Genomic DNA, 14,700 nt, shown 5'->3' on the forward strand with positions numbered 1-14,700 from the left:
TTAACAATTTAAACAATAAGAACTAAGAATACAATGAAAAGAATTTTTTATGTGAGGGATATATAATGAATGCTATTAACCTTTATAAAATCGCAAGATTTTTAAATAATAGAAGAATTCCGTTCATACCTAAATTAATAAAAGGGGTAATATTTTTATTGTACAATTCTGTAATACCTTATACAGCAGTGATTGGTGAGCACTCTAAACTTGCCTATGGTGGGATTGGGACAGTAATTCATAGTAAAACAACAATAGGTAAAAGAGTTTTGATTGGTCAGAATGTAACAATAGGGAGAGCTCTTGATCCTGATGGAGTTCCTTATATAGGTGATAATGTTTATATATCAGCAGGTGTACGTATAATTGGCAATGTAACAGTTGGGAATAATGTAATAATTGGAGCAAATGCAGTCGTTACTAAAGATATTCCTGACAATTGTATCATAGCAGGAGTTCCAGCAAAAGTTATTAGAATAATAGATCATGATATATACGATTTATTAAAAAATATTTATTAAGTAAGGTGATAATGTAGTGAAAAAAATTGTTTTTTTTCAACCATATATTCAGAAGTGGAGATATGATTTCTTAAAGAGATTCATTAATGAAACTGAAAGTAATTATAAGGTTTATTCTCTGTATGGTAAAAATGAATCAAAAAAACAGAAAGCTGGGACATATAAGAATATCCAAGGTATAAACGCAACAAGTCTTCTATCAGTACCAATAAGAATTAATATCAAGGGACAACATTACCCAGTATATTGGTCCCCTTTCCTTTTCATGAAATTGTTAAGAATACGTCCTGATGTAATTGTAACAGAGGGAGAAATAAATATTTTTAATAACATAGCGATTGGTTTATATTGTAAGATCTTTAATAAAGAATATCTTTGGTGGAGTTTAGGAAAGGTTAGAAATCGTAATTCCAACATAATAAATAAATTATTCAAGCCTATTGTCAATCACTACCTCCAAAAATCTAAGTTTATTATTGCCAGGAACAGTTTAGCAAAGAAATACTATTTATCAAATTTTAATATAAATCATCAAAAAATTATTATTGCTCCAAACAGCTTGGACGAGAAAGCAATTGATTTAGAAATAGCTGAATATGAAGAAGAAGCTAATAAACTAAAAAACAAGTATAATGGCAGAAAAATCATTCTTTTCAGTGGGGCAATAATTAAAGGGAAAAGATTAGATGATTTGTTATATTCAATTAATAAGATAAAGAGTAGTATTAATAATGTTTTATGTATTATTGTAGGGGATGGTCCGGAAAAATCTAACCTTGAAAAAATGGTTATAAAATTAGGATTAGAAGAAAATGTTATGTTTACCGGGCCAGTATATAAAGCTGTATCAAAATACTTCTTGATTGCAGACTTGGTTGTACTACCGGGCATGGGGGGACTTGTTATTCACCATGCAATGGTACATAGTAAACCAATTGTTACTAGAATGGCTGACGGTGTTGAAGAAGATTTAGTCTTTGATGGGTATAATGGATATATACTACGAGATTATGATAATGAAAAGTTAGTTGAAAAGATTATGGATGTTATCAATCAGAGTGAAAAAATAAATGAAATGGGTAATAATTCAAGAAATATAGTCGAAACAAGGTGGAATATGAACATTATGATTAAACAAATAATTAAAGGAATTGAAAAGTAACAATCATAAAAAACTATAATAAAGGAAGATGAAAAATGGCGATTAATGTTATAGGACTTGGGTACATTGGTTTACCTACAGCACTTATGTTTGCTAAAAACGGTCTAAAAGTAATTGGGACTGATTTTGATCAAGAATTGGTAAACAACTTAAAAGAAGGCAAGCTTACTTTTGAAGAAGATGGACTAAAGGAATTGTTTCAAGGAGCGCTTTCAAGTGGAATTGAGTTTACCACAGAATATCAGAAGGCACATACTTATATCCTTGCGGTTCCAACCCCCTATATAAAAGAGAGTAAAAAGCTTGATCCGAAGTATGTTATTTCTGCTGTAAATAGTGTTCTCAATGTGTGTGAAACTGGTGCTGTTATTATTATTGAATCAACAATCTCACCTGGAACAACTGATAAGTATATTCGACCAGAAATAGAAAAGAGGGGATATATTATTGGTGAGGATGTACATCTGCTGCACGCTCCTGAAAGAATAATTCCTGGAGATATGATATATGAACTTGAGAACAACTCGAGAACAATAGGTGCAGATAACTTGGAGATTGGCGGAAAAATCAGAGGATTATATTCAAAATTTTGTAAGGCGGATATTGTAGTAACAGATATTAGGTCAGCAGAAATGTCTAAGGTTGTAGAAAACACATACAGAGATATCAATATTGCTTTTGCAAATGAGTTAGCTAAAATATGTCGTACTGATAATATGGATGTTTACGAAATAATAAAAATTGCAAACAAACATCCACGAGTTAATATATTACAGCCAGGTCCGGGTGTTGGTGGGCATTGTATTTCTGTAGACCCATGGTTCTTGGTGGGAGATTATCCAGACTTAACTAACCTAATACTTACTGCTAGAAAAATAAATGACTCTATGCCTAGGCATGTACTGAGTCGAATTAGAGATATTATGAGAGAACATGGAATTAAAGATATTTCAAAAGTAGGTCTATATGGTTTATCATACAAAGAGGATGTGGAAGATACTAGGGAAAGTCCTACACTTCAATTACTGAAAAGAATGGAGGACCACCTTGCTTTCGGTGTAAAAGTCTATGATCCTCATGTCAAAGAAAGGATAGCAGACCACCAATTTATGAACTTTGAAGACTTTATTAATGAAAGTGAAATAATAGTTATTATGGTTGGTCATACTCATTTAAAAGAAAATATAGATAAGATTAAAAATAAATTGGTGTTGGATACTAAAAATATATTAGATTACAACCACACTTATAAGCTTTAATAGATTTTCAGTGAATTACTTTCTGTTAAGCAAAGTAAGATCTTTGTTGGTAGACTGAGAGAAGGAATACATCATGTACAAAAGAAAGTTCATATTTGATTCAATTCTGAGTATAGTTGCTGCTGCTATTCCAATATTAATACTCCAACTTTTTACACTTCCTATAGTAGGATCTCTATTAGGGCAAGAGAGTTATGGATTAGTAGTAGCACTTATTAGTCTATTTACCTTAATAAGCTTTCCATTTGGTAATGTATTAAATAATACGAGATTAGTGATGCAAAAAGAATATGAAAATCAACCTAAGGGTGATTTTCACTTACTATTATTAATAAGTGTAGTGCTTAGTGTTTTAATGGTTTCCTTAGGAACGTTATATTATCAGGAATCAGCTTCTATATATGAAATTTCATTCATGATAATTATTACTATCTTAAACTTAATGCGTGAATACTTAATAGTTGATTTTAGGTTGAATCTAAATTATAAAGCTATACTATTTAACAATGTTATATTAGGTGTAGGTTATTTATTTGGAACTATAATCTTTTATTATACAAAAATTTGGGAAGTAATTTTTGTTTCAGGATTGGTTGCTAGCTTAGTTTATATCCTAATAAATTCGTCGTTATTAAAAGATTGTTTTGAAATTACTGAATTATTTAAAAGGACTACGTATAAGTTCTCAGTATTATATTTCTCTGGTTTAATGAAAACTTCTATCTCATATGCTGACAAACTTTTATTGTTTCCTTTACTAGGGTCTAAGGTTGTATCTATTTATTATACAGCAACAATTCTAGGAAAGATTACTTCAATGGTGATTATTCCTATTAATAATGTAATACTAAGTTATTTGTCTAAATTAAAAAGTATAAAAAAGGAAAGATTTATATTTGTAATTACAATATCCTCAGCATTAGGTGTATTTGCGTACTTTGTTATTGTATTTATTAGCCCTTACGTTCTCTATAAATTATACCCGGAGTGGGCTTCAGAGTCGTTAAATTTAATTTACATAACTACAGCCAGCGCGATTGTTACTACTCTAAATTCTGTTAGCCAACCTTTTATCTTAAAGTTTAAGAGTGTGAACTGGCAAATATTGATTAGTGGATCTCATGTTATTATATATTTGATCTTAGCATTTTATCTATATCAGCATTTTGGGTTAATTGGTTTTTGTATAGGTATTTTAGTAGCGAGTTGCTTCAAGTTAGCATTTATGATTTGTTTATTTTTAGCTACGGACAGTAGCAGCAACTAAGTCATTTTATGCATCATTATAATAAAAACAAGTAGAATTGCATAAGAGTTTGTTCAACTTTTTCGTCAAGACTGACAAATGTCTTGATTTAAGAAGGAAGAGTATTAATTTTCCAACAGTTGAAATGCGTTTTGACCAAAGTTTCTGTGATCAGAGTTTCCTTATCGTTTGTTGTGTAAAAAAAAGGTCTACTTCATGTCGAGCAGTTCAATGACGTTCATCTCTGCTATGTACTTTCTTTTGAATTGACCCTACCCCCATTAAGCTGTCAGGTTCAACAAGCTTTGTGTTTTCGAAAGTTGTAAACGAAAATAATACCCCCTCCTCTAATCTTACTAACGGTTGTGAGATAATACAGTCGAAAATTTCGAAGTAGGGATGTCGGTAACCTAAAAGGAAAATGTTCTTTGAACCTCTAATAGGATTCAAGTTAGAAGGTGAGACGGAACAAACTAAACTGGAGTAACGGAATTTGAATAGAATTATAAACGAATTATAGACATGTTAAAGGAAAGTCAACCTAATGCAGAAATAGTTGTTTGTAAGATATTATCTACAAACGATACTGACAGAACACCTTACCGTAATGCGTACATGGCGTTCAGCCAAATACAGCTGGACAGTAATTGGCTTATCAAGAAATTTTACAGGTTGTGCAAGAGACTAAATTCGTACAACATAAACAATTAATAATTTCTTGGGAGTATGTAGAAATACGCTGATAAACTAATTTATAATTAAAGGAACTATACTTTACAACGAATAAGGATGTGCCTTTATGACTAGAAAGAAAATATTTATGCTCATATTCCTAATGTTGTACACTTTTCTGACCTATTTATTTATCATCAATAGTGACGGTGAGAGAATGATATTATCCGCGTTTGTACTAGTTCTACCTGCGATATTTATTTATATGGGGATGTATGTGAAACTACTATCCACCACATTTTTCTTCTTAATATTCTACCTGATGTTGTTTTTTGTACAACCCATATATAATCTGTTAATCGATTACCATTACTATCAATACAGTTCCGGATCCATTAGAACGTTGACGACTCTATCTGTAATAGGTATCTTGTATTTTTGCATTGGTAATTGTTTATTGGTAGGAAAAAAAACTAAACTGGATAAAATGTATATAAAAAAAGGAGCAATAAAGAAAGCGACTGTTCTGATAGGGTTAGTTACATTGGTCAGTATCTTATTTAGTTTCATAGACGCCGGGACACTCAATATAATGAGTTTAAGTCGTATGGAACTTAAAAATGCTACCTTTTTTAGATTGATAGCTACTTATGGGTTTTATACAACATCTATAATGTACTTTTTGGTGTTTTTTACTGTGAAGGCCAGACGCCGTACAAATGTTCTAAAGTGGTTATTAATTTTTATTATTTTAGAGACTTTGATATTTATGCTCTTCCGAACTAGGTCGATGTTAGTTGTTCATTCAGCGTCTGTTATGATTGGTTATTATTATAGTGGTTTATATGGATATAATAAATATAATAGCCGAGTCTCTCCGAAATTTATAACTATGGCTATGGGGGTTGGCCTATTTTTAGTCGCGATAACGTCACGGTTTTTACGTGGTTTTTTGCAGCCAAATCAAAATATCACTAACTTTGATTTTGACTTAAAAGCTTTCTTAGAAGCCTCAATTCAGTCAGGGGACATAGGTTATTCTACCACGGTTTTAGATGTTATCAACTACGTTCCTGCTACGCAAGATCTATTGGGGGGCCAGTCCTATTATAGGTTACTTTTTATTGCGGTTCCTAGGTCTATTTGGGAAAATAAACCTCTAAATACCCAACAAGTTGTAGCAAACTGGCTGGCACCTGAAATACCAGGTATGTCAATCCCACCCGGAATTATAGGTGATGCTTATATAAACTTTGGAGTATCAGGTATATTGATTTTACTGATTATAGGTGTATTTTTCTCATCCTTAGATCGAAAGCTCTCCATTAAGAATTTTATGGTATGGGCAGTTAGCGCAACTTGGATATTCCACCTTGTCAGAGGAGGCTTTACTAACCCCTTAATAATATTTTTAATGTTATTTGTGGTGTCAACATTTATCAATTATAGGATTTTTAATAAAAACATGATTCGGATGGATTTTTGGGAACCGGAATTTAAAGATGCAGCAGGATATAAATAGTAGGAACAAACTTCGTCACAGATCAAACAAGGAAGGACATCCGCACCGGGTGTCCTTTTCTTATAGAGGTGAGACTATGCTCCCACTTTCACTTAACGGATTCGATGTTGAAATCGCAAAAGCTGTTTATGCATTCTAGAAATGTATGTAATGGTAGTCAGTTTATGTAGGTGTTCTTTGAACATGAAGACATAAAAAAGTTCACTTGCCAACCTTCCCAAAAACTTTAAACTCCTTGTTGTAAACGCTAGAATGAAGTTGACAATTTTCACTTGATAAGATCTTACACTTTTGCTCTACCAGCCTATTACTTAAGTAAAATAGTTGGTGACGTTATTTTACTGGATGTTAGTGTTGTAAACGCTAGAATAAAGTTGACAGTTTTCGCTTGATTAGATTTTACACTTTTGCTCTATAAGCCTATTACTTTAGTAAAATAAATGGTGACGTTATTTTACTGGAGGTTAGGATTTTGGAGGAGAAATTAGTGTTGTATTTAAATATCAAAGATCTACATAAAAAGAAGTTCAAAATAGCACAAATTGCTAAGGAACTTAAAATCTCAAGACCAACGGTCTATAAATATTTAGAGATGACTTTTGAAGAAGCCAGAGCTTATACGGAGCAACCTGTGGGGAAGAAAAAGAAATTAGACAGCTACAAAGATTGGATACTTGCCTGGTTAGAAGAGTATCCTCACTTGAGTGCTGCGCAGATACACGATTGGCTTTTAGAGAGATACCCCGACCTAGCGGTCGGAGGGAGTACAGTAAGGTCATATGTTCGAGAAGTCAGGGAAGTCTACCAGATTGAGAAGAAAGTGGTAGTTCGCCAATATGAGGCGATACCTGAACAACCTATGGGGAAACAACTTCAGGTGGACTGGGGTGAAACAAAGCAAAAGACAAATGATCGCAAAGAGATTAAGTTGTATTTCATTGCGTTTGTACTCGCTCACTCTAGACAGAAGTATATGGAATGGCAAGCAAGACCATTTACCACAAGAGATGCGATTCGCTGTCATGAAAATGCCTTTCAATTCTACGGAGGATGTACAGAAGAAATCGTGTATGATCAGGATCATTTAATTACGTTTAGTGAAAATGCAGGGCAGCTGCTCTTAACAGCTGAGTTTCAAAGTTATGTGAATCAACGTAAGTTTACAGTGCATTTGTGTAGAAGAGCTGATCCGGAGTCTAAAGGAATGATTGAGAATGTAGTGAAGTACAATAAAGGAAATTTCGCAGACAGTCGAGTATCCAGTGATATAGAGGATTGGAATCAGAGGTCTTTACAATGGCTAAAGCGTACCGGAAATTATCAAGTTCATCAGACAACGAAAAAAAGACCAGCTGAAGTGTTTCTCGTCGAAAAGCAACACTTAAAGCCGGTCTCTTCCCTACTTTCATTTGAAAGTACCAATAATAAAAGTATATCAAGAAGTGTAAGCAAGGACAATACAATCCGGTATAAGTCCAATGAATATTCCGTCCCTCTCGGGACTTATCAAACAAACACTGATAATCGTGTTTTGATCGAAGTTACAGGCAAGGAACCGACAACGCTCATCATTCGGAAGGAATCAGAAAGTGAAATCATCGCCGAACACTGTGTAAGCTTAGAAAAAGGCAAGCTCATTCAAAATCGCAACCATACCCGTGATCGCTCCAAAGGGGTTGAGGAATTCAAACAACGGTTGATCTCCTTTTTTGAAAATCCATTACAGGCAACTACTTACTTTGACGAGATTAGCCAAAGATACCCAAGGTATCGTCGAGACCAGTTTGCGATTATTCATCAAGTCATCCAACAGTACCCAAAGGTAATCGAAAACGTATTAGCCAAATGTATGAGAGAGAAGCTGTTTAGCGCAAATGACTTTCGCGATATTGCCCAACACATTCATAGATTACCTCATGACCCGGTAAAGGAGGTAAAACCTTCTAATACTTATCCATAAAAACATCGAGTCTTTAAATGCTTATACCAGCATTTTGGGAGGTCGGTCATCATGAACAAGACAGTAAATGAATTACAAGATCAATTTCGTCAGTTACGTCTATCAGAAACGGCGGAGGAGCTTCCACAGCTTCTTCGCGAAGCTGAAAAATCCTCATGGACCTACTTAGAATTTCTAGAATCTATTACGCGATATGAACTAGCAAAACGTGAAGCAAAAAGCCTTGAAAAAAGAATGAAATGGGCCCGTTTCCCTTTCGTGAAGTCATTAGATGAGTTTGAACTGAACGGTCAGAACGTTCTGACTGCCCGCCAGCTAACTCAACTCAGAGAGTTAAGTTGGCTGGAGCAGCAGTATAACTTAATTATCCTCGGGCCGCCTGGTATTGGAAAAACGTATATCGCAATTGGGCTGGGGCTCGAAGCTGTTTCCAGAGGATTCAATGTTTACTTCGCTACAATGGGGGAGCTTGTGCAGCTCTTAAAGACGGAAGAGTATCTGAACAAATCAAAGGTACAACTGAAACGAATGAGAAACTCTGACCTTGTGATAATTGATGACCTGATGTATATGGCGATGGATCAACGAGAGGCGAATCTGTTTTTTCATTTGATCAACCATTTATACGAACGAAGTTCGATCATCCTGACCTCAAATAAAAGTCCAGAGGAATGGGGGCATTTGATTGGCGATCAGGGGATTACGACAGCGATTTTAGATCGTTTACTCCATCGTGTAGAAGTTATACATGGCGGAGAGAATGAGGAAAGTCATCGTATGAAAAACAGAAAAAGCAAATTTTCAGCAGAAGTGTAAAGTGGAAACGAGCAAAAAGTGTAAAATTCGACTTGACGTCTACAAGTGTAAGCAATGGTGCTAAAATCCCTAAATAACAACGGTTTTAAATTCCCGACAGATAATCATTTCTACACTGTAAATGTTTGGAGAGTAGAAGAGATGATCAAGAATGGGGAATTTATTATGATTAAATAGCTATACAAGAAAGGCTGGTCCATCACTGCAATTTCTAGTGAAAACGGATCTGACCCAAAGACTATCAGGAAGTACATAAATTATGACGAATTACCATCTAAGAAGAAAACTAAGAAAAAATTTAGCAAATTAGATCCCTATAAAGATTATGTGATGAAGAGTATTAAAGAAGGAAACACAAATTGTACGGTTCTTTCAGAAGAGATCTTATCTATGGGTTGTGAAGGGAAGCTCACAATCCTGCGGGATTTTGTTCGCCCCTACCGCACACGTCCTAAGAAGCAAGCTACTATAAGGTATGAAACACCTCCGGATAAACAGGCTCAAATGGACTGGGGGGCATGTTGTCAAACAGCGAACCGTAAGGTTCATCAAACCATTTTAGAAGCCCTTCATACTCGGTTCCAGCACGAACAAAAGTATCTAGTAAGCCGCTTTTCCCCATCCATCACTGGGAAGTAAGAAGAGTAAGCAAAGATTGCTTTGTTTCTTATGGTGGAAAGCGGCATTCTGTGCCTTTTAGATATGTAGGACAAGAGCCGGAAAAAATAGACATTTAATCATCATATAGAAGTTTATGACCATTATGAATGCATAGCGAAACATCCCATTATATCTGGAAGAGCAAGGGATCATATTAATCTAGAACATTATAAAGGACTGCAAACCGAATACGTTGGTTTGCCGCCCCACAGACGCTTACAGTCCACTGATATTGAAGTGGAACAACGTTCCCTTCAAATCTATGAGCAACTAGAGGGGAGGACAATCGTGAACACGAACCTTCTAGTTGAACGCTTAGAACAGATCGGATGGCACCATACCACCGATCAAATTGATGGTCTACTTGAAGACGCATTTAAAAATATTGTACAATATTCCGACTTCTAAATAACGGTATTATCTTAAGAAATTGAATAGAAAGACAAGGGTGCATTTGATAAGCGGTTGAACAAAGCTAAGCTCCCATATATTAAAAGTATCCACGACTTTGACTTCAGCTTTCAACCTAGCATTGATCAAAGAAGAGTTAAGGAAGTATTGTCTTCAAGGTACATTCACAACGGAGAAATATTAGAAAAATTCTTCTTTTGGGTCCCACGGTGGTAGGTAAGACTCATTTAGCCATTTCCATGGCTTTTGAAGCTTTAACTCAAGGTCATCAAGCACTGTTTATCACCGCAAACGATTTTATAGCTGAATGTCAGAAAGCAGACAGGCAAGGATTAATCCAACGGATTATTAAAAGGTATAGTCGGCCAGACCTCCTTATAATAGATGAACTAGGGTACTTTAGCTTTGATGAATTAAGTGCACATACACTTTTCCAAATCATATCTAGAAGATATGAACACGGTGCTATGATCATTACGTCAAACAAACCCTATGTGGAATGGGGAAAAATATGGGGGATGAAGTGTTAGCCACTGCTATTTTAGATCACCTGGTTCATCACTCAACCACTTTCAACATTAAGGAGGATTCCTATCGCCTGAGGGAAAAGAAAAAGGCCGGTGTACAGCCGGCCAACATTCGCTGATATTAGGGAATTTGGTTCCGTTGAAAATAGGGAATTTCAATTCGTTGTTGACAAATGTGTTTTGCAATAGAAAAGTACATAATAATGCAACAGAAAATACATAAGCTTGCCAGCCGATTTCATTTAGTTATTTTGCCTTGATAGAGCGTGACTTACTCGGTAACTATCACCTGAGAACGTCAGGATATGCGCATGGTGAATTACGCGATCAACCAATGCCGCTGTCAGTCTTGAATCTACAAAAATACGATTCCATTGACTGAACTCTAAGTTCGATGTGATGATAATGCTTTTCTGTTCGTACCAATCGGTAATAAGCTGGAATAGAAGCTCTGCTCCTTCTTTGCTGAAAGGGATGTAGCCCATCTCATCCAAGACGATGAGATCCACTTTTTTGAACCGATTTCTGAATTGCTGTAGCTTTCCTTCTCTCCACATTTTCTCTAGCGTATCCACTAAATCAGACACTCTAAAAAATCTGACTTCATACCCTTTCTCACAAGCCTCACGGCCTAATCCAGTCGCCAAGTGCGTCTTTCCAGTCCCTGGCGAACCTGTTAATACCACATTCTCTTTCTGGTCAATGAAATGCAAGCCTTCTAACTCTACTCGATCTAGCTGAGGTGGAAACCTGACTTGATCTCCCCACTGAAAATTCGAGAGATTCTTATGATTTATAAACTTTGCCTTCTTAATAAGTCGTTCAGCTTTCGCTTCTTCTCTTAATTCAAATTCTTTTCGGAAAAGTGCTTCTAAGTACTGGGTTTCGTTTTCAAAAGGTATTTGCTCGTAAATGTCTGCGACATAAGCTAGTCTAAGGTTTTTGCACATCTCTTTAATGTTCATACCTGTTCACCATTCTCTTTTAAGGACGGTTGTAACAGATCATATTTAGACCAATCCACATCGTAAGGATGGGGAGTAGAATCAGAGACTCTTTCCGGTTGTTCTTGTAATAAATCATAGAATTTATCATTGATTTCATTCATTTCGTGAGTCACTAATAAACTAATCAACCAATCCAAACGTTGCTTACGTATGTTCAATTCCTCGATGTTTAAGTAAGTTGCTATTCGACCTGGCAAATAGGGGTTGTATCTTGAGTAAGACACCGCACGCGGCTTTGATCTCCAGCCCCTCAAAATGGATAACCAGGGTATATTACGTCCTTTATTCATATAAGGTCGATAATCCGAATGAAGAATTTCTCCGTAAGGAGAAACGACTTTATAACGGTCCCAATATAGAACAACATGAAGATAGCTGAAATTGTAGCCTTGTGGAATATGTTCTTTCGTTCCGTCAATTGTGATTTCACCATACTTATTAGCTGTAGATGTAGTTTCCTTAAAAATTGGATAATCCTCTTCTGGCAGAGCTAGAGTATAGTTGACTTCTTCTTCAAGCAATTCTTGAATCCGCACTCCCTTGGAGTAATGAATTTGTTGACGATCCTTTGATAGCTTTTCATTTAAAATGTTGGTCAGGTCTTCGAAGCTCTCGATAACTGGAGATGGTGTGACAAAATTATAGCGAACATAGCCAACTTTATTTTCTACGTGGCCTTTCTCGTTGCCTCTTCTTGGATTACAAGCTTGAATCTCAAACCCATAAAAATTAGCGAACTGTATGAATTCATCTGTGAAAATAGCTTCGCCATTCTTATCTCTTGCTTTAACTACGGCAGCTTTCAAATTATCAATTCGAACACTTCTAGGTACAGATCCTAATTGCTCAAATGCTTTCTTTAATCCGAACAGAAAACATTCTTGATTTTCTCCGGGGAGAGCAATCGAGAATCCCGCATTGCTGTGAGGGAGGCTCATAATCAGACAGTGAACATCTATGTACTTCCCATCTTTCACTGCTTCCGTTAATCCGAAATCCACTTGAGCTTCAGCAGGAGGATGATTTAACCTTTCGCTATTCTTATCTTTATCTTCGCTTTCGTTATTTTTTCCTTCTTTCCATTGAGCGATAAAGTAACAAACGGTTCTGTAAGAACCTGTGAACCCAAGGGCTTTCAACTGTTCATAGATTGTTTTGTTTTTCCTTCTCAACTTCGCTTTCAGTTTTTGATCCTCAATTAGCCAGTCTGTTACGATATCACCCCAATCTTCTTCATACATCATGCCTTTACGCTCTATAATTTTTTCTTTCGGAACTTGATCTGTGTCAGCGTATTTCTTTGCCGTCCGCCAATTTACATTAACTCTTTTAGAAATTTCATTAATTGATTCACCTTCAAGATTCCGTATATTTTTGATATGATTAATCGTAGTCATTGCTAGCATCCTTTCGACCTCCACTGTGTTTTGATTCGACACCAATTACAGTAGAGTGGTTTTGGGAGGCTGGCAAGGGCTTTTTTTATCTAAAAAAGAAGTGCAGAGTTATGTACGTTTTGGTTGCACAACTCTGTACTTCTATTTTGCACTACACAACAAAAGAGCTTGATCAAGTTGTTAATAAATAACACATCAAAATAAACGACAATCTTGGGAGGTATTGTTAGAACAATTATATCAGGAAATTAACATATATAGTAACGTAAATCCGATTGATGATAACTGATTTTAGGCTGGTACTGATTTAGGCGACGTATATTATTCAATTGTTGTCAGAAAAGATAGTTCATCTATACACCTAGTGACTGATAAACCAAATACTGAGATTAATAAAAAAATTTTGAATATCTTCATAACTATATAGAGGAAATTGAGCGAGGTTTAGGTGGAATAGAGGTGGTATGATTTTACATTATATTTGTAAAAAAGGAAAAAATCACAAGTCTGTAATCTTGATTAACATTTAGTTAGTAGAATTTCAGAAATCAAAAAAATGAAACTTGGGAGAGTGAAAAATGAGTGAACTAAATAGAATCTATGGCCCTTCTTATGAAGGGAATCCAAAATATACAAAAACAAGTATGACTGACAGAGCTGGTGTAGGAATTGTTATGAAAAGCTTAGCGAAATCAAACCTTTATTTCAAAGAGTTACCGACTGGTGATGTAGGAATAGATGGGATTATTGAACCTGTTGTAGGGGAATGGGGGACGGGTATGCTTATTGCCTGTCAAATCAAATCTTCAGAGGGAAAGTTTGCAACTATTCCTTCTACTAAATATATTAATTTTAATGAAGGTAATTTATCTCATTATAAATATTGGGTAAATAAGTCAATCCCAGTAATAATTATATTAGTTGATGTAGCAAATGAGATATGTTATTGGGAGCATGTAACTGATAAAAAAATAAGTGAGAACGAAAAATCGTTTTCAATTCATGTTCCATCATCACAAGTTTTAAATGAAGATAGTGCTAATAACTTATATGAAATATCTCTGAATAGAAATGAAGAAGAATCCAAATATTTCTATTTAAAGATGAATGAACCATTGATACGTGACTTAGAAAGAAATAAAGTTCAAATTAGACTGATAGAAAAGTCATTGGGTGAAGCAGACATAGACTTAATTATTGAAGATGAAAACCTGGGTACTACATATTTTAAATATGATAGTGATACTAAATTAATTGATGCTTTAGAGCAATACTTCTTTTGGGCCGATTTAGAACATTCTTTAGATGATTCAAATATATTGTTGAATTTATACCCGAATGAAATAGGGAAGAAGTTTATAGAACTTCAGGATGAACTTAAAAAAATCAGTCTACAATTTAAATAGTTATAAAGAAAGCAATAGTATACAAGAAACTCATCTAATTACGCTCATCACCTTAATAAGTGGTGGGCCATTTTTGCGTTAAACGCAGTAAAATCCGCTTTAAATACAAGGTGAAGAGTATTAAGGAGTGATGG

General features: G+C 35.0%; 10 protein-coding genes and 3 pseudogenes. 11 read left to right on the forward strand and 2 right to left on the reverse strand.

Features of this window, described 5'->3' with window-relative positions; genetic code table 11:
- Positions 1-65: 65 nt before the first annotated feature.
- The 10 genes and pseudogenes from H0266_RS10685 to H0266_RS19600 all read left to right on the forward strand — a co-directional run bounded on the left by H0266_RS10685 (position 66) and on the right by H0266_RS19600 (position 10,875).
- On the forward strand, positions 66-521 hold the full coding sequence (locus H0266_RS10685; RefSeq protein WP_181472379.1) for a serine O-acetyltransferase: 456 nt from the start codon (positions 66-68) through the stop codon (positions 519-521).
- Between the two features lie 16 nt (positions 522-537).
- Positions 538-1,683, forward strand: a complete 1,146-nt coding sequence (locus tag H0266_RS10690; protein ID WP_181472380.1) for a glycosyltransferase — start codon at positions 538-540, stop codon at positions 1,681-1,683.
- Between the two features lie 35 nt (positions 1,684-1,718).
- A complete protein-coding gene (locus H0266_RS10695; protein ID WP_181472381.1) occupies positions 1,719-2,942 on the forward strand; it encodes a nucleotide sugar dehydrogenase in 1,224 nt (407 codons plus the stop codon).
- A gap of 73 nt (positions 2,943-3,015) precedes the next feature.
- Complete coding sequence (locus H0266_RS10700; protein ID WP_181472382.1) at positions 3,016-4,209, forward strand: lipopolysaccharide biosynthesis protein; 1,194 nt, start codon at positions 3,016-3,018, stop codon at positions 4,207-4,209.
- A gap of 973 nt (positions 4,210-5,182) precedes the next feature.
- Entirely contained in the window at positions 5,183-6,382 is a 1,200-nt protein-coding gene (locus tag H0266_RS10705) for an oligosaccharide repeat unit polymerase (protein ID WP_246363946.1), read from the forward strand.
- Positions 6,383-6,869: 487 nt separating this feature from the next.
- A pseudogene (istA, locus tag H0266_RS10710) lies at positions 6,870-8,295 on the forward strand (IS21 family transposase); the annotation flags it as partial.
- A gap of 98 nt (positions 8,296-8,393) precedes the next feature.
- Complete coding sequence (gene istB, locus H0266_RS10715) at positions 8,394-9,158, forward strand: IS21-like element IS643 family helper ATPase IstB (RefSeq protein ID WP_181472384.1); 765 nt, start codon at positions 8,394-8,396, stop codon at positions 9,156-9,158.
- A 198-nt stretch (positions 9,159-9,356) separates the two neighbouring features.
- Positions 9,357-10,088 (forward strand): annotated as a pseudogene (locus tag H0266_RS10720) (Mu transposase domain-containing protein); the annotation flags it as partial.
- A 195-nt stretch (positions 10,089-10,283) separates the two neighbouring features.
- Positions 10,284-10,445, forward strand: a complete 162-nt coding sequence (locus tag H0266_RS19595; RefSeq protein WP_220127221.1) for an ATP-binding protein — start codon at positions 10,284-10,286, stop codon at positions 10,443-10,445.
- A pseudogene (locus H0266_RS19600) lies at positions 10,439-10,875 on the forward strand (ATP-binding protein). Before H0266_RS19595 ends, H0266_RS19600 begins: the two are co-directional and overlap by 7 nt.
- A gap of 123 nt (positions 10,876-10,998) precedes the next feature.
- Here the strand turns inward: H0266_RS19600 and istB (H0266_RS10730) are convergent.
- Positions 10,999-11,721: an IS21-like element helper ATPase IstB gene (gene istB / locus H0266_RS10730; protein WP_181472385.1), complete on the reverse strand. Its 723-nt coding sequence runs from the start codon at positions 11,719-11,721 to the stop codon at positions 10,999-11,001.
- On the reverse strand, positions 11,718-13,169 hold the full coding sequence (gene istA / locus H0266_RS10735; RefSeq protein ID WP_181472386.1) for an IS21 family transposase: 1,452 nt from the start codon (positions 13,167-13,169) through the stop codon (positions 11,718-11,720). Before istA (H0266_RS10735) ends, istB (H0266_RS10730) begins: the two co-directional genes overlap by 4 nt.
- A 569-nt stretch (positions 13,170-13,738) precedes the next feature.
- On the opposite strand from istA (H0266_RS10735), the gene H0266_RS10740 reads away from it, so the two are divergent.
- The gene (locus H0266_RS10740) at positions 13,739-14,566 is read left to right on the forward strand and encodes a DUF4365 domain-containing protein (protein ID WP_181472387.1); all 828 of its coding nucleotides are present in this window, start codon (positions 13,739-13,741) and stop codon (positions 14,564-14,566) included.
- Positions 14,567-14,700: the final 134 nt, after the last annotated feature.

The sequence above is a fragment of the Halobacillus locisalis genome (assembly GCF_013694105.1).
Classification (GTDB): domain Bacteria; phylum Bacillota; class Bacilli; order Bacillales; family Halobacillaceae; genus Halobacillus; species Halobacillus locisalis.